The organism is Pontivivens marinum, assembly GCF_900231835.1.
Taxonomy (GTDB): domain Bacteria; phylum Pseudomonadota; class Alphaproteobacteria; order Rhodobacterales; family Rhodobacteraceae; genus Pontivivens; species Pontivivens marinum.
This window is the reverse complement of the sequence record NZ_OCTN01000001.1, coordinates 439,829-456,239: the sequence shown is the minus strand read 5'-3', so window position 1 is coordinate 456,239 and position 16,411 is coordinate 439,829. Positions and strand designations below refer to the sequence as shown.

The following is a 16,411-nucleotide window of genomic DNA, read 5'->3' as shown; positions in this document are numbered from 1 at the left end:
CCAAGCACGGTGCGGATGAGGCGAAGGTTTCGCTGCTCACAATAATGTTGGGGTCACAATGCGGTGCTTGCACAGGGGGGCGGCATTCCGCAGTCTGCGGGCAAAGGAGTTCTGCCATGACGATTACGACCTGTGTCTTTGACGCCTATGGAACGCTGTTTGATGTAGCCGCCGCTGCGCGTGTCGCTGCTGCTGAACCGGGGCGTGAGGATTTCGCAAAGCACTGGCCGAGGATCGCCGCTGATTGGCGGGCAAAACAATTGGAATATACGTGGCTGCGCGCCGTTGCGGGCCATCACCGCGATTTCTGGGATGTCACGCAGGATGGTCTGGATTGGGCGCTGGAGGCCGCAGGTTTAGCTACGCCTGAGCTGCGCGAGCGGTTGTTACAGCTATATTGGGAACTGGGCGCATATCCCGAGGTTCCGGCAATGTTGGCCGCGTTGAAGCAGGCGGGCCTGTCTACGGCGATCCTGTCCAATGGCTCACCCGCGATGTTGCAGGGGGCCGTTAGCTCCGCCGGTATCGGGGACGTGCTGGACGATGTGTTGAGCGTTGAGGATGTCGGTGTGTTTAAGCCCCATCCCAGCGTTTACGACCTAGTTGGCGGGCGGTTTGGCTGTGCCAAGGAGGAGGTGCTGTTTGTCTCCTCAAACGGGTGGGATGCAGGGGCGGCGGCGGGCTATGGCTTCCGCACGGCATGGGTCAATCGCGCAGGTTTGCCAGTCGATCGGTTGTGGGGCACGCCGGATACGATCCTCAGCGATCTGACGACTATTCCCATGGTGGCGAAGTGAGCTCGTTTACCAGCAGCGACGGCCTGAACATCGCCTTTGACGATCAGGGGCAGGGTGTGCCGGTGCTATGCTTGGCCGGTCTGACCCGTAGCATGAGTGATTTCGAGCCGTTTCTGGCCGCCCGATGTGGCGCTGTGCGGATCATCCGCATGGACCTGCGCGGGCGTGGTGCCTCGGATCACGATCCCAAACCGCTGGAGGGTTACACCGTGCCGGTTGAGGGGCGGGACGTCATCGAGCTGTTGAACCATCTGGGCATTGAAAAGGCCGTGATCGTTGGCACCTCGCGCGGGGGGATCATTGCTATGCTGATCGCCGCAATGGCCAAGGATCGGCTGGCCGGTGTTTTGCTCAACGATGTTGGACCTAAAATTGAGCAGAGCGGTCTGGATGTCATCATGGACTATCTGGGTAAGCGGCCTGCGGCCAAAACCTATGATCAGGCGGCTGCCGGTTTGGCGCGGCTGAATGCGCGCAGCTTCCCCGATATTGACGCCGCCGCGTGGCGCGTTTGGGCGCAACGGTGGTATATTGAGGACGAGGACGGTCTATCGCTGCGCTATGATCCCGCGCTGCGTGATGCGGTTGCTGCGGGTGGACCTGCGCCCGATCTATGGCCGTTTTTCGACGCGCTACAGGGCGTTCCCCTCGCCGCATTGCGGGGTGCGAATTCCGAGTTGTTGAGCGTGGAAACCTTTGCCGCGATGCAGGCGGCACGCCCTGATATGATTGCGGCGACGGTGCCCAACCGTGCCCATGTTCCGTTTTTGGATGAGAGCGAAAGCCTCGACACATTTGACAAGCTGATGGAGACGATCCGATGACCACTTTGGCCCGCGTAAAACAGGCTGCGGCCGTTCTGGATGGTGTTGCACGGCGCACGCCTTTGCTTAGCTCTCCATTTCTGGATGAAATCGCAGGGCGGCGGGTTTTCGTTAAGGCGGAATGCTTGCAACATACAGGCTCGTTCAAATTGCGCGGGGCATGGTTTGCGATTTCGCAATTGCCTGAGGAGGAGCGAGCGCGTGGCGTCATCGCGTTTTCGTCCGGCAACCACGCACAGGGCGTTGCCTATGCGGCGCGCGCTGCGGGGATTCCATCGGTTATCATTATGCCAGAGGACGCGCCCAAGCTGAAGATCGCCAACACCCGCGCCTTGGGTGCCGAGGTGGTTCTGTATGATCGCGCGACCGAGGATCGTGACGCCATCGGCGCGGAGCTATCTGCGGCGCGGGGGCTTTCCTTGGTCAAGCCGTTCGACAATCCCGATGTGGTCGCAGGGCAGGGCACCGTCGGGTTGGAGATCGCACAGGATGCTGCTGCGCTGGGGATTGAGAGCGCAGATGTGCTGGTTTGCTGCGGCGGTGGTGGCCTGACGGGTGGCGTGTCGCTGGGCGTTAGCGAAACCGCGCTGCGGGTGCGGCCGGTGGAGCCTGCGGGCTTTGACGATGTGGCGCGGTCCTTGCGGTCGGGTAAGATTGAGCGGAACGCGGCGCTGACCGGCTCCATCTGCGATGCGGTGATCACGCCACAGGCGGGGGACATTCCGTTCCCGATCATGGCGCAGCGATGTGGCCCGGGTATGTGCGTGAGTGACGAGGATGCCCTACGCGCCGTCGGGCTGGCCTTTCAGCGGTTGAAAATTGTGGTCGAACCGGGGGGCGCTGTCGCCTTGGCCGCGGCGCTGTTTCAGGGCGATCAGTTGCAGGGTGATACGGTGATTTGCGTGGCAACCGGTGGCAATGTCGATGCGGCGATGTTCACGCGGGCATTGGGCACCTTGGAGGGGTAAATTATGGCGCAGGCGGATGTTATCATCATCGGTGCGGGCATTGCGGGCCTGTCAGCCGCCGCTGAAATCGCGCCACACCGCCATGTGATCGTGCTGGAGCGTGAGGCCCATCCGGGCATGCACGCCACGGGCCGATCAGCCGCGCTATTCGTTGAAAACTACGGGAACGCCGCTGTTCGGGAAATGTCGCGCGCCAGTCGTGCCGCGCTAACACCCTATCTGACGCAACGTGGCGTTTTGATTGTTGCTGCCAGTGGTGAGGATGCCGCCCTTGAGGCGCATCTGGCTGGATCAAAGGGGATGGAGGAAATCAGTGCCGAGGAGGCGTGTCGTCGTTTTCCCATCCTGCGCCCCGATTACGTGAATCGCGCCGCCTATGAGGTGGATGCCAGCGATATCGACGTGGATCGGCGTATGGGCGATCTGCGCGCTACCTTGCGCAGCCATGGCGGTGAGGTGGTTACAGGGGCCGAGGTTACGGCGTTGCAGCAGGGCTGGACCGTGCAGACCAGCAAGGGGGCATTTGCGGCCCCGATTGTTGTGAATGCGGCGGGTGCATGGGCGGATCAGATTGCGGTTCTGGCCGGTGTCGTGCCGCTGGGCCTGCGCCCGTGCCGACGGTCCGCCGCGATTCTGCCTGCGCCTGCGGGGCACGACATTTCCGCATGGCCGATGCTGCTATCCGCGAGTGAGACGTTCTATGCCAAGCCCGAGGCGGGCCGCATGATGGTTTCGCCTGCTGAGGAGGACGAGGTCGCGCCGATGGATGCATGGCCCGATGATATGGTGCTGGCGGAGGGGTTGGACCGCTACGAGCAGGCAGTCACCGAACCGGTCACACGGGTGGAGCGGTCATGGGCCGGTTTGCGGACCTTTGCGCCCGACCGCACCCCGGTTTGTAACTGGGGCGCGGAGGGCTTTTTATGGCTCGCCGGTCAGGGGGGATACGGCGTGCAGACCTCTCCAGCGATGGCGGCGAGGGCTGCTGAGCTGGTCCTGAATCGTTAGATTGCGGACGGGGCGCGACGGCTGAAATTGGTGCAGTCATTGCGCACTGCCGCCTGATCGATCGCGTCAAACTGCCCTTTTAGTTGAGCAATTTCAGGGGCTAGATCGTCACCCTCAATAAAGAAAGCAGCAGGCCAGAACAGGATAATTGCAACACCAGTGGCAACTGCGTCACTGCTTGCGCGATCGTCCTGTTCACCCGTCAAATGGTTCAAGCGACTGGCGATGCGGTTATTTTCCTGTGCAAGCTGGCTGCACGAATAGCTATCATATTGAATAGGTGAAACATAGGCGGGCATAATTTCGTCAGAACTGCTTGCACAGCCGGAAATAGTGGCGAGCAAAATTGCTGCGCCGACGTATAGTTTGGTATTCAAGGGAGGGACTCCTAGTTTTTATACCCCCCTTGTTTGCAGTAACAATCGTTAATGCAGCGTGTATTTTGATACGTTGATAGCTTTGTTTTAAAGCATACTCGGCACGACCAAATCCGGTGGGCGGTGCCCGTCGGCGAAGGTCTTGATATTCAGCAGAACTTTCTCACCCATCTCCAACCGGCCCTCAACAGTGGCGGAGCCCATGTGTGGTAATAGCAACACATTTGGCAGGTCACGCAGGCGAGGGTTAACGCTGGCGCCATGTTCGAACACGTCCAGCGCGGCGCCGGCCAGTTCGCCATTGCGCAGCGCGCGCGTCAGGGCGTTTTCGTCGATAACCTCACCACGGCTGGTGTTCACGACAAAGGCTGTCGGCTTCATCAATTTCAGGCGACGTGCGTTCAGCAAGTGGAATGTGGCAGGCGTGTGGGGGGCATTCACGCTGAGGATATCAACCCGTGCGAGCATCTGATCAAGGCTATCCCACCAGCGGGCACCGATCTCCTCCTCCGCCTCGGGGCGCAGGCGGCGGCGATTGTGGTAGTGGACGGACATGCCAAAGGCCTGCGCACGTTTGGCAACGGCCTGACCGATACGCCCCATGCCCAGAATGCCCAGACGTTTGCCACCTAGGCGGTTGCCCATCAGGGCCATCGGGCTCCATCCATGCCAGTCGCCGGATTGCATCAGGGTGACGCCCTCCTTCAACCGACGTGATACGCCGAGAATCAGCGCCATGGTCATGTCGGCGGTATCCTCGGTCAAAACGCCGGGCGTGTTGCTGACCGCGATGCCGCGCGCACGGGCGGTTTCCACGTCGATATGGTCCACGCCAGCGCCGTAATTTGCGATCAGCTTTAGCCGCTCACCCGCACCGGATAGCAGCTTGGCGTCGATGCGGTCGCCCAAGGTCGGGATCAGAACATCAACTTCTGCCATGCGGGCGGCCAGCTCCTCCCGCGGGAGGGCGGTGTCGCTGTCGCACAGGGTAACGTCAAAGAGTTCGGCCAGCCGAGTCTCGACCGGTTCAGGCAGGCGGCGCGTGATCGCGACCTTTAGCTTTTGCGCTGGCATTATGTTCCCTTTCGGCGTGATTTCCCCGTTTGCGCAGCTTATGGTCAGCGGACCGCGAACTGAACCGGAAATCCACAAAGATGCACCTGACCCGACGTGCTTTCTGTCTAGCTGCTGCATGTTTCGCGTCGCCATTGGCGGCGCAAAGCATCGGGCATGAGACGGGATTGCCCCTGCCGCGATTTGTCAGCCTAAAGGCAGGGCAGGCAAATGTCCGGCGTGGCCCGGGCGTGGAATACCGGATAGACTGGCGGTTTGTCCGGCGTGGTATGCCGCTGCGCGTGATTTCGGAATATGAAAACTGGCGCAACGTGCGGGATCGCGATGGTGAGGGCGGCTGGATTCACTTCGCCCTGCTGTCAGGCGTGCGGACCGTAATCATCGACGGTGAAAATGCGCGGCTGCACCGTGAGCCGAATATCGAGGCCCCCTTGGCCGCGATCGCCGAGGTGGGCGTGATTGCGCAACTCGGCGAATGCGTCGATGGCTGGTGTCAGGTCGAGACAGGTGGCCATGACGGTTGGGTCCGCGAAAGCGGGCTGTGGGGGTTGGACCAGAACTTGCCGGAATAGGTCTAGATCGCGCGGGCGGATAGGGAGTTGGTGTTCGAGCCGATGATCTCAACCTCAACCACGTTACCCTGCGTTGTTTGTGGCCCGTCGAAATGAGCGGCGTGCAGCCATGGGGTTTTGCCGATCATTTGACCCGGCTCACGCCCCGCCTTTTCCACAAGCAAGGACATGCGCTTACCCACCTGCGCGCGTTGGAAGCTGCGCTGATGATCGGTGATTAGCGCCTGCAATCGGCCCAGCCGTTCCGAGGCGACATCATCCCCGACAAAGGTACGCCCCGCCGCCGGCGTTCCGGGGCGCGCGGAATATTTGAACGAGAATGCGGAGGCGTAGCGGACCTCCTCACATAATGCGATTGTATCTGCGAAGTCAGCCTCGGTTTCACCGGGGAAGCCAACAATGAAATCACCGGACATGGCGATGTCTGGCCGAGCGGCGCGGATGCGCTCAATCAGGCGCAAATATTCCTCAGCGGTGTGGCGACGGTTCATTCCGGCCAGTACCGCGTCACTGCCTGATTGTACGGGCAGGTGCAGGTAAGGCATCAGTTTTTCAACCTCGCCATGTGCGTCGATCAGGTCATCGGTCATGTCGTTGGGGTGCGACGTTGTGTAGCGAATCCGCTCCAAACCGTCGATTTTGGCGAGCTCACGAATCAATCGGGCAAGGGTCCAGTCGCCATCGATGCCAGCACCGTGATATCCGTTAACGTTCTGACCTAGAAGGGTAATATCGGCTACGCCACGTTCAACCAGATCACGTGCCTCGGCCAAAAGGCGGGCACCGGGGCGGCTGACCTCGGCCCCGCGCGTGTAGGGAACAACGCAGAAGGCGCAGAATTTATCGCAGCCCTCCTGCACGGTCAGGAACGCGGTTGGGGCGCGGCTCGCCTTGGGCCCGCGCGGCGCGGGCAGGTGATCGAATTTGTCTTCCTCGGGAAAATCGGTGTCCAGCGCGGTTTCGCCGGCCTGCACCTTTGCCTCCATCGCGGGTAGGCGGTGATAGGCCTGCGGACCAACGACCAGATCGACCATAGGCTGTCGGCGCATGATTTCTGCGCCCTCGGCCTGTGCCACACAGCCGGCTACGCCGATTTTCAGGTCGGGTTTTGCATCCTTTAGCGGGCGCATCCGGCCCAACTCGGAGTAAACCTTCTCCGCCGCCTTTTCACGAATATGGCAGGTGTTGAGCAGGATCATGTCAGCCTCGGCCGGATCCTGTACCTGTTCATAGCCCGCAGTTCCCAATGCGCCGACCATGCGTTCACTGTCATAGACGTTCATCTGACAGCCATAAGTCTTAACAAACAGCTTTTTGGGAGCGGACATAATACGACCTTTGCAAAAGAAAACGGCGCAACCCCGTCCCGGAGGTCACGCCGTCATTTAGCCAGATGCGGGCGTCCCCGCAACCGCATCACTTTTTTGGTTTGCGACCAAGGCCAATTTTTTTGGCCAATTCCTGACGTTTTTGTGCGTAAGCAGGTGCAACCATCGGGTAATCCGAAGGCAGGTTCCACTTTGCACGGTAATCATCAGGCGTCATGCCAAATGCAGTTGCCAGATGGCGCTTGAGCATCTTGAGTTTACGTCCGTCCTCAAGACAAATGATGTATTCATTTGTTACCGATTTCTTGACCGGAACGGCAGGAACCAGTTCGATCTCTTCTTCGGCAGTACCTTGTGCGAGATCGTGCAGCTTTCCGAATACTGATTCGATAAAGCCGGGAAGCTCGCTCATAGCGACCGGATTATTTGCGACATGGGAGGATACGATTTCTGACGTCAGTGCCAGAATCTCCGTTTTGTCGATTTGCATTGCCTCGGACATTTGAAAGCCCTTTCAACTAGTATGTTGCCCCCCCGACTTTGACTTAACGTCAGGCCGAGAACCCTTTCAGGTTCGGAGGTTCTCTCACAAGATGTCAATGTGCGCAATGCTAACTGGATGTAATTACACGAACTGTTCAATAAATGAGGGCGCTTTGCTTTAACAAATACGTTATTCCAGTTGAGTGAGCGGATAACTGCCATCAAATGGTTGCGTGCACGGTAATTTGCGATATTGGAGCAGTATGATCTTCGCCAGTGTATCCCAGTTCCTCGCTGAATCCGGTAGCCTACCCGGGCGTGAGCCGGTGGCGATCATTTTTGTCGAAGATGTTTCCGAAGTTGCCGCCACGGTCTCGCACCATTTACGCCTTGGATTCGTTCAGGTTTTGCTGGTCGGTCGACTCGCTGTCGATGCGGCTATTCCTGATGGCGAGGCGATTACCAGAATCGATGAGCCCGTTCGATCCCGTGATGACGCCATTGCGATTCTGAACCGTTTGATTGATCGCCTTGCCGGACGCTGGGTTTATTGGGGCTTCAACGCAGAATTTCTATTCTACCCCTATATGGAGAGTAGAAAGATTAGCGACCTCACAACTTTCATGACCGAGGAGCGGCGCGATCATGTGTTCGGCTATTCGGTTGACCTATATGCCGCTGATCTAGATCGCGCGCAGGATGGTGTTTCACGCCAGAACGCGCATTTTGATGGATCGGGCTATTACGGTTTTCACCGGTATCGCGATGGGCAGGAGCTGGATCGGCAATTCGATATTTTTGGTGGTTTAACATGGCGATACGAGGAATTCGTGCCGTGGGAACGCCGCCGGATTGACCGCGTTTCATTATTTCGCGCAATTGAGGGGCTGCGCATATCGGATGATTTGATCCTGAGCGTGCCGGAGATGAATACTCTGTCCTGTCCATGGCATCATAACGTTACCGTTGCTGTTGCTTCGTTTCGGGTGGCAAAGAGTTTGAAGCGTAATCCTGGCTCAATGTTTGAGATCGAGACATTTATGTGGCGACGCTCCACCCCGTTTGAATGGCGTTCTGAACAGTTATTGGAGCTGGGTATTATTGAACCGGGCCAGTGGTTCTAAGTAAAATCGATGAAAAGCGCGGCTGGGTTTCCCCAGCCGCAATTAAAAAGCTTAACCTGTCAGGCCGCGACCCTGTAGCAGAGCCTCCGGTCCCGGCATGCGCCCGCGAAATGCGGTGTACAATTCCTCGGGCGGGCGGGTGCCGCCGGCAGAATAGATATAGGTGGCCAGTTTTTCCGCCATTTCGGGATTGAAGCTATCGCCGGTTTCGCGGAACGCGGCGAAGGCATCCGCATCCATAACCTCGGACCACATATAGCTGTAGTAACCCGCGGAATATCCATCACCGGCAAAGATATGCGCGAATTGCGGCGTTGCGTGGCGCATCGGAATTGCGGCAGGCATGCCGATGCGTTCCAGCGTTTCCGCCTGCGCGGCCATCGGATCTGTTGGCGGTGTGCCGGTGTGGAAATCCAGATCGACCAGCGCGGAGGCGACATATTCCACCGTGGCAAAACCCTGTCCGAAGGTCTCCGCCGCCAGCAATTTGTCCAGCAGGTCCTGCGGGATGGGTTCCCCCGTGCGATAATGACGGGCATGTTTGCGCAGGATTTCCGGCTCGCTCAACCAGTGTTCATATAGCTGGCTGGGCAGTTCGACGAAATCGCGGGCGACGGAGGTGCCCGATACCATCGGGTAAGTCGCTTCGCTCAGCAGGTGGTGCAGCGCGTGGCCGAATTCGTGGAACAGCGTGCGCGCATCGTCAAAGGTCAGCAGGGCTGGATCGCCCTTGGCGAAATTGCACACATTGGTCACGATTGGGCGAACAGGACCGGCCTGTGCGCGCAGGCGTGAACACCATGCGCCGGACCGTTTGCCAGCGCGGGCAAAGTAATCACCGATGAAAACGCCGACATGTTCTTCGCCGCGCAGAACCTCCCACGCCATTGCATCGGGATGGGGCAGCGCGATGTCGAGCTTGCGGAAGCTCAACCCGAACAGGCGGGCTGATACGTCGAAGGCTGCCTCGATCATGCCGCCCAATGTGAAGTACGGCTTTAACGCGGCGGCGTCGAAATTATGCTCAATGGCACGCTGACGTTCGGCGTATAGGCGCCAATCCCAACCGGCAAGGTCGTGATTCTGGCCATCCGCCGCGATCAACCCGCGCAGTTGTTCCGCATCCGTCGTCGCCTTGGCCTGCGCACGGGTCCAGACATCCATCAACAGCGCGCGGACATTATCCGGCGTCTTGGCCATTTCGGTGTCAAGTTTGTAGGATGCGAAATCCGCGAAGCCCAGCAATTGCGCGCGTTCGTGCCGTAGGGCGAGGATTTCAGCCGCCACGTCACGGTTATCCGTAGGGCCACCATTTGCGCCGCGTGCGGTCCATGCCTTCCACGCGGTTTCGCGCAGGTCACGGCAGGTCGAGCTTTCCAGAAACGGCACCACGACGGAGCGGGAGAGCGTCAGGTTCCAGCCATCATCACTGCGCATGGTGTTGCGTAGATCGTCGGGCAGGCCGGTCAGATCATCCTCGGTCAGGGTGACGGACCAATCACGCTCATCCGCCAGCAGGTTCTGGGTGAAGCTGGTGCCCAGTTCCGCCAGCCGCTGCATGATCGCGCTGAGGCGTTTGCGCCCGTCCTCGTCCAATGCGGCACCGGCGCGGATGAACATGCGGTGGTACAGGTCCAGCACGCGGGCTTCCTCAGGCGCGAGGTCAAAGCGGTCACGCTGCTGCCACAAGGCATCGACGCGGGCGAACAGGGCCTGATCCTGCAACATCTCGCTGGAGAAGGCGGCCATGCGCGGGGATAGGGCGCGCATCAGCTCCTCAATCGCGGGATCGGATTGCGTTCCGGCAAGGTGGTAGAAAATCGACGCGACACGGTCCAGCAAGGCGCTGCCGAACTCCATGCCAACGATGGTGTTGCTAAAGGTGGGGGCGTCGGGATTGGCGGCGATCTGTGCGCAGGTTGCGCGGGCCTCGTCCAATGCGGCGTCAAAGGCGGGCGCGAAATGCGCGACCTCGATCTGGTCGAAGGGCGGGATGTCGTGCGGTGTGGACCATTGGGTCAGTAGCGGGTTGTTTGTCATGGGGTGCGCCTTCGATTGCTTACCCCGCTATTTGTGACGCCTTATCGTACAGACAAGACCCCGTGACAGTACAGCAGGTCGGAATTGTTTGATTATCTGTCGCACAGCCCGTGTGTCATGGCGCCGTCACAGGCTAAACCAGATGTAACGCAAGTCAGCTCAAGGGTCTGTCGGATGAGAACGCATGCACGCGCAGTCGTCGTTGGAGGAGGGGCCGTTGGTGCCTCCATCGCCTATCACATGGCAAAGGCGGGCTGGACTGACACCTTGCTGTTGGAACGGGATGAGCTGACCTCAGGCTCCACATGGCACGCCGCTGGCCTGCTGCCATATTTCAACATGAGCTACGCAACGACGTGGATTCACGACTACTCGATCAAGTTCTACAAGGAGCTTGAGGCCGAAACCGGCCTGAACGCCGGATTTTCGGTCGTGGGGAACCTGCGCATGGCCCAGTCCAAGGCGCGCATGGACGAATACATGACCTACGCCACCACGGCGGAATCGGTTGGTGTGCCGTTTGAGTGGATGACACCCGCGCAAATTCAGGAGCGCTGGCCGCTGGTGCGGACCGATGACCTGGAGGGCGCGATTTACCATCCCACCGATGGCTACATTAACCCCGCTGACGTCACGCAGGCCATGGCCAAGGGCGCACGCCAGCGCGGGGTGGAGGTGATCCGCCGCGTGCAGGTTGATGGCTTTACCCGTCGCGGCGATGAATGGGTCGTGCATTGCCGCCGCATGGTGGAAAAGGGCGGCAACCTGATCGGGGGTGAGGAACTGTTCGACATCACCTGCGAGCATGTCATCACCGCCACTGGCAACCACGCGCAGCGCACCGCCGCGATGATCAACACCTACATTCCCGCGATCCCCGTCGAGCATCAGTTCATCGTGACCGAGGCTGACCCTGCGCTGGAGGCCTACCGAAAAACCAATGGCGAGCATCCCGTTCTGCGCGATGCCGACGCCAAATGGTACGTGCGTGAGGAGCGCGGCGGCTGGATCATGGGCCCGTATGAGCGGAACGCGCCTGCGTGCTTCAAGTTCGGCGTGCCAGATAGCTTCCGCGCTGATCTGTTCCCGCTGGATCTGGACCGGATCGAGGAAGAATACATGTCGATGATCCACCGGATTCCATCCTCGGAAACCGCGGGTCTCAAGGACGATTTCAACGGGCCGATTTGTTATACGCCCGACGGCAACCCCCTGATCGGCCCCGCGCCGGGGGTGGAGAATTTCTGGTTTGCCGAAGGATTCTCGTTCGGGATTACTGCTGCTGGTGGTGCTGGCCACTACCTCAGCCAACTGATCACCGAGGGCGAGGCCGAGATCGACATGTGGTCGCTGGACCCGCGCCGTTTTGGCAAATGGGTGAACCGCGAATACGCGACCAAGAAAAACGAGGAATCCTACGAACACGTCTATATCCTGCATCATCCGGATGAGGAGCGCCCCGCCGCGCGCGCTCTGCGAACTGCGCCGTGCTACGATCGTATGGCCGCCGCTGGCGCGCAATTCGGGCAGGTGAACGGGTGGGAACGTCCGAACTATTTCGCACCGATGGGATTTGACGACCACGCCGCGCGATCCTTCCGTCGTGGCGGCTGGTGGCAATATGCCGAGGCCGAGGCAAAGGCCGTGCGCGAAACCGCAGGCTTGTTCGACGCGACCGCCTTTACTAAGCATCGGATCACCGGACCAGGCGCGACGCAGTTCCTCGACTGGTTAACCTGTAACAAGCTGCCCCGTGTGGGCCGCATCAACCTGACCTATGGCCTGACGGATGCGGGCACGATCCGCACCGAATTCACCATCGTGCGTGAGGCAGAGGACGAGTATTACGTCGTCACCGCCGGTGCCGCGCAGGCCTATGACCACGACTATATGGTCAAGGAAGCCGCGAAGAAGCGTGAGCAGTTCGGCTGGATCGAGGTGCAGGACGTTTCAACCCAATGGGGCGTGTTTGCAATTGCCGGTCCTGCCAGCCGCGATATCCTCAAGGAAATCATCTCGGACGCGGACCCGGCCAATGCCTTGACCAACAAGGCGTTCCCGTGGTTGTCGGCTAAAAACATCGATCTGGGGATGTGTCCGGTCAAGGCGATCCGCGTGGCCTATACGGGGGAGCTAGGCTGGGAGTTGCACCACCCGATCGAAATGCAGAACTACCTGTTCGATCTGCTGACGCAAGCGGGTGAGAAGCACGGCCTGAAACTCTGCGGCGCACGGGCGCAAAACTGGCTGCGGCAGGAAAAAAGCTATCGGGCGTTCGGGTCCGATCTGGGGCGCGATGCAACGCCGCTGGAGGCAGGGCTGGATCGCTTCGTCGATATGGACAAGGACTATCGCGGCAAGCAGGCGATGCTGGACACCGGCATCCGTGCGAAATGCGTCACCGTGCTGATCGACGGCCCTGCCGATGCGGATCCATGGGGGCGTGAGGCGCTGCTGCATGATGGTGAGGTGATCGGTCGCCTAACCTCGGGCGGGTATTCCGTCGCCTTCGGTAAATCCATCGGCATCGGTTATATCAAGCCCGCCTTGGCACAGGTCGGCACCAAGCTACAGGTGCGGATGTTCAAGGAGTTGTGGAACGCCGAGGTGGTTGAGGACAGCCCCTATGACCCCACCAACGTCACGATCCGCGCCAACGGCTAGGCGCAGATTGAACAGGCCGGATTGCGGGAAATCGCGATCCGGCGGCTATCGGCATATAGCGCATCATATAGCATCAGCGCACCGGACAGGGTCTGACCTGCGCCGGTGATGTGCTTGATCGCCTCCATCGCCATCATCGACCCCATGATCCCGCCAAGCGCGCCGACGATCCCTGCCTCCGCACAACTGAGGGCGAGGCCATCGGCGGGCACCTGTGGAAACACGCAGGCATAGCAGGGCGCGCCCGCTGCCGGATGATACAGGCTGATCTGCCCCTCCCACTGCGTCATGGCGGCTGAAATCAGTGGTTTGCCAGCGGCGACGCATAGGGCGTTGACCAGATAGCGGGTTTCGAAACTGTCCGATCCGTCGAGGATCAGGTCGTAGCCATCGATCAACTCAGGACCGGTTTCGGCGGTCAGGCGTTCGGCGTGACCCTCCACCGCGATATTGGGATTGATGCGGTGCAGGGAACGGGCGGCGCTTTCCACCTTAGGCGTGTTGATGCTGGCCGTATCGTGGACGATCTGCCGTTGCAGATTGGACAGCGACACGTGGTCATCATCGACGATGCCGATCGTGCCAACGCCTGCCGCCGCCAGATACATCGATGCAGGCGCGCCCAGCCCGCCGGCACCGACCAGCAGAACACGGGCGGCTGACAGCTTCATCTGCCCCGCACCGCCGATTTCACGCAGGACGATATGGCGGGCGTAGCGGTCCAATTCATCAGGGGTGAGGGTCATAGGGGCCTCTCGAAATGATGCCGTATCGGGCCGGCAGGATATGCGGTTTGGCCGGTTTCGTGCCAGCCAAGGTGGCGGTAAAATTCAGGCACCTGCCAGTCAAAGGTATGTAGCGCCGCACGGGTTGCACCGCGTGATTTTGCCTCATCCAAGGCGGCGTTCAGCACGTCGCGCCCCAATCCGCGCCCACGGGCAGTTGGCTCCACAAATAATGCGCGAATTTCGGCCAACCCCATCAGCATCTCACAGCGCACACTGGCCAGAACGGTGCCGTCCTGTTCACGCCACGCGATGGAGAAGCTGTCGCGCGAATAGCTCGGTTGTTGCGCGTTTTCGGCCCGCAACTTGGTCAGGGTTTCGGCAAATAGCGCATCGTCCCGTTCGATCAGGCGTAACCCTGCGGGCCGTGTATCCTGTGGTGCATTCCGTCGCCGGATGCGGCGCAGGATATAGGCGTAGAACAGCACCGGCGACGCAAACAGGCACAGCAATAGCAGCGCGGATAAAGATCCCGCCATATTTGCGCGAAAGACAGGGCTGGCCGACAGGATAGCACCCACCGCCAGCGCGCATAGGCCGCCGATCAGCGCCGCCCGCTGCCGCCCCTGATCCGCAACCAGTGCAAAGGCAAAGCCGAACCCGCCCGCGATCAGTAAAGTTAGCAGCCCCCCTGCGGATAGGGTGCCGAGCAGGTCGCTCATACGGTGTCGTCGCGTCCGGTGGAGCCAAAGCCGCCCTCGCCACGTTCCGTCTGGCTCAATTGCTTTGTTTCAACCCAACTGATTTGCGTAACGGGCGCCAGCACGATTTGTGCGATGCGGTCGCCGTGGTTGACGTCGAACAGCTCATGCCCCTGATTGATCAGGATCACACCGATTTCGCCGCGATAATCGCTATCAATCGTGCCCGGCGCATTCGCCACCGTAACACCGTGCCGCAGGGCAAGGCCCGAGCGGGGGCGGACCTGCAACTCGTATCCACGGGGGATATCAACCATCAGGCCCGTCGGGATCAAGGCGCGGCCATTTGGCATCAGGGTCACGCCGCGCCCGCGTTTGTTCATGCCGAAATTGGCGTATAGGTCCATGCCCGCCGCGCCTGTAGTGGCATAGCGTGGCAGCGGGATTTCGGCGTCGCTGCCCTCGGTCCGGGTGACATGCACATCCCGATCCGGGACAGAGAGTTTCAGGCCGTTCATTGCAAAGCCTCCGCAATTCGGGTGGCGAGCTTATGGGCGGTGTCCGCCTTGCTCATCAGGGGCCACGGGTCTGCACCATCGGCGCTGATCAGAACGGCCGCGTTTTGCGCGCCGCCCATGATGCCGGTGGCGGGGCTGACATCATTGGCAACGATCCAGTCGCATCCCTTGCGTAGGCGCTTGGCCGTTGCATTGGCGATGACGTCATCGGTTTCGGCGGCAAAGCCAACCACCAGCGCGGGGCGCTTATCCCCTTGCGATACAGTGGCGAGGATATCAGGGTTTTCGGCAAGGGCGAAGCTGGGCAACGTGCCCGCCGCGTCCTTTTTGATCTTGGAATCGCCCGCATCCACCACATGCCAATCGGCGACAGCGGCGCAGAAAACGGCGGCATCGCAGGGCAGGGCGGCATCAACGGCGGCGGCCATCTGGCGGGCGGTTTCAACCTCCACCACCTCAGCACCAATCGGGCGGGGGGCGTCGGCGGGGCCGGTGACAAAGACCACTTCGGCCCCCAGCGACATCAACGCCTCGGCTATAGCAGTGCCCTGCGTGCCCGAGGATCGGTTGGCGATATAGCGCACGGGATCAATCGGCTCATGCGTCGGGCCGGATGTCACGAGGATACGCCGCCCCAGTAGAGGCCCATCGCGCAGCATCGCCTTGGCCGCAGCGAAAATCACCTTTGGCTCGGACATGCGGCCGGGGCCGAACTCGCCACAGGCCATGTCGCCATCATCCGGGCCGATCACGGTGATACCATCGCCGCGCAGGGTCGCCAGATTGCGCTGGGTCGCCGCATGGGTCCACATTCGCACATTCATCGCGGGTGCAATCAGCACAGGCGTATCGGTCGCCAGCAGCAAAGTGGTAGCCATATCCGTTGCCGCGCCATTGGCCATATTTGCCATCAGGTTCGCGGTCGCAGGCACCACAACGATCAGATCAGCCGAGCGCGACAGTTGGATATGCCCCATCTCCGCCTCGGATGTCAGGTCGAACAGGTCGCGATGCACGGGGGAACCGGCCAATGCGGCCACGCTGAGCGGCGTTACGAATTGCTCCGCCGCACGGGTCATCACGGGGCTGACCTCGATTCCATCGGCGCGAAACAACCGGATCAGTTCGAGGCTTTTATAAGCCGCGATTCCGCCTGAGATAATCAGAAGTACGCGTTTTGCGGTCATGGTTCTGTCCCTGTTCTGGAT

General features: G+C 60.3%; 16 protein-coding genes. 7 read left to right on the top strand and 9 right to left on the bottom strand.

Features of this window, described 5'->3' with window-relative positions:
- Window positions 1-116: 116 nt before the first annotated feature.
- Genes CR254_RS02285 through CR254_RS02270 form a run of 4 tightly spaced genes read left to right on the top strand, consistent with a single transcriptional unit; the run spans window position 117 to window position 3,597 of the window.
- On the top strand, window positions 117-797 hold the full coding sequence (locus CR254_RS02285; RefSeq protein ID WP_097928183.1) for a haloacid dehalogenase type II: 681 nt from the start codon (window positions 117-119) through the stop codon (window positions 795-797).
- The gene (locus CR254_RS02280) at window positions 794-1,621 is read left to right on the top strand and encodes an alpha/beta fold hydrolase (RefSeq protein WP_097928182.1); all 828 of its coding nucleotides are present in this window, start codon (window positions 794-796) and stop codon (window positions 1,619-1,621) included. Before CR254_RS02285 ends, CR254_RS02280 begins: the two co-directional genes overlap by 4 nt.
- On the top strand, window positions 1,618-2,589 hold the full coding sequence (locus CR254_RS02275) for a threonine ammonia-lyase (RefSeq protein ID WP_097928181.1): 972 nt from the start codon (window positions 1,618-1,620) through the stop codon (window positions 2,587-2,589). The genes CR254_RS02280 and CR254_RS02275 overlap by 4 nt, the downstream gene beginning before the upstream one ends.
- 3 nt (window positions 2,590-2,592) lie before the next feature.
- Entirely contained in the window at window positions 2,593-3,597 is a 1,005-nt protein-coding gene (locus CR254_RS02270) for an NAD(P)/FAD-dependent oxidoreductase (RefSeq protein WP_097928180.1), read from the top strand.
- On the opposite strand, the gene CR254_RS02265 is transcribed toward CR254_RS02270, so the two are convergent.
- Window positions 3,594-3,974: a hypothetical protein gene (locus CR254_RS02265; protein WP_219617968.1), complete on the bottom strand. Its 381-nt coding sequence runs from the start codon at window positions 3,972-3,974 to the stop codon at window positions 3,594-3,596. The two genes, CR254_RS02270 and CR254_RS02265, sit on opposite strands and share 4 nt — an antisense overlap.
- Window positions 3,975-4,061: 87 nt before the next feature.
- Complete coding sequence (locus CR254_RS02260) at window positions 4,062-5,048, bottom strand: 2-hydroxyacid dehydrogenase (RefSeq protein ID WP_097928179.1); 987 nt, start codon at window positions 5,046-5,048, stop codon at window positions 4,062-4,064.
- Between the two features lie 80 nt (window positions 5,049-5,128).
- On the opposite strand from CR254_RS02260, the gene CR254_RS02255 reads away from it, so the two are divergent.
- Complete coding sequence (locus CR254_RS02255; protein ID WP_097928178.1) at window positions 5,129-5,620, top strand: SH3 domain-containing protein; 492 nt, start codon at window positions 5,129-5,131, stop codon at window positions 5,618-5,620.
- A gap of 2 nt (window positions 5,621-5,622) precedes the next feature.
- Here the strand turns inward: CR254_RS02255 and miaB are convergent, their stop codons facing one another.
- Window positions 5,623-6,948, bottom strand: coding sequence for a tRNA (N6-isopentenyl adenosine(37)-C2)-methylthiotransferase MiaB (miaB, locus tag CR254_RS02250; RefSeq protein WP_097928177.1), 1,326 nt, complete (start codon window positions 6,946-6,948; stop codon window positions 5,623-5,625).
- An 88-nt stretch (window positions 6,949-7,036) separates the two neighbouring features.
- Window positions 7,037-7,450, bottom strand: a complete 414-nt coding sequence (locus tag CR254_RS02245) for a Ros/MucR family transcriptional regulator (protein ID WP_097928176.1) — start codon at window positions 7,448-7,450, stop codon at window positions 7,037-7,039.
- 244 nt (window positions 7,451-7,694) lie between these two features.
- Here CR254_RS02245 and CR254_RS02240 point away from each other — a divergent pair, with 244 nt between their 5' ends.
- Window positions 7,695-8,555, top strand: a complete 861-nt coding sequence (locus CR254_RS02240; protein WP_097928175.1) for a hypothetical protein — start codon at window positions 7,695-7,697, stop codon at window positions 8,553-8,555.
- 51 nt (window positions 8,556-8,606) lie between these two features.
- Here CR254_RS02240 and CR254_RS02235 read toward each other — a convergent pair whose 3' ends face one another.
- Window positions 8,607-10,595 carry a M3 family metallopeptidase gene (locus tag CR254_RS02235; protein ID WP_097928174.1) on the bottom strand — a complete coding sequence of 663 codons (1,989 nt, stop codon included), beginning with the start codon at window positions 10,593-10,595 and terminating at the stop codon, window positions 8,607-8,609.
- Between the two features lie 174 nt (window positions 10,596-10,769).
- Between CR254_RS02235 and CR254_RS02230 the strand changes: the two genes are divergently transcribed.
- Window positions 10,770-13,259 carry a GcvT family protein gene (locus tag CR254_RS02230; protein WP_097928173.1) on the top strand — a complete coding sequence of 830 codons (2,490 nt, stop codon included), beginning with the start codon at window positions 10,770-10,772 and terminating at the stop codon, window positions 13,257-13,259.
- Here the strand turns inward: CR254_RS02230 and CR254_RS02225 are convergent.
- Genes CR254_RS02225 through coaBC form a run of 4 tightly spaced genes read right to left on the bottom strand, consistent with a single transcriptional unit; the run spans window position 13,256 to window position 16,390 of the window.
- On the bottom strand, window positions 13,256-14,005 hold the full coding sequence (locus CR254_RS02225) for a HesA/MoeB/ThiF family protein (RefSeq protein ID WP_097928172.1): 750 nt from the start codon (window positions 14,003-14,005) through the stop codon (window positions 13,256-13,258). The two genes, CR254_RS02230 and CR254_RS02225, sit on opposite strands and share 4 nt — an antisense overlap.
- Window positions 14,002-14,706: a GNAT family N-acetyltransferase gene (locus CR254_RS02220; protein WP_097928171.1), complete on the bottom strand. Its 705-nt coding sequence runs from the start codon at window positions 14,704-14,706 to the stop codon at window positions 14,002-14,004. Before CR254_RS02220 ends, CR254_RS02225 begins: the two co-directional genes overlap by 4 nt.
- Complete coding sequence (dut, locus tag CR254_RS02215; protein WP_097928170.1) at window positions 14,703-15,203, bottom strand: dUTP diphosphatase; 501 nt, start codon at window positions 15,201-15,203, stop codon at window positions 14,703-14,705. Before dut ends, CR254_RS02220 begins: the two co-directional genes overlap by 4 nt.
- Window positions 15,200-16,390 carry a bifunctional phosphopantothenoylcysteine decarboxylase/phosphopantothenate--cysteine ligase CoaBC gene (gene coaBC, locus CR254_RS02210; RefSeq protein WP_097928169.1) on the bottom strand — a complete coding sequence of 397 codons (1,191 nt, stop codon included), beginning with the start codon at window positions 16,388-16,390 and terminating at the stop codon, window positions 15,200-15,202. Before coaBC ends, dut begins: the two co-directional genes overlap by 4 nt.
- Window positions 16,391-16,411: the final 21 nt, after the last annotated feature.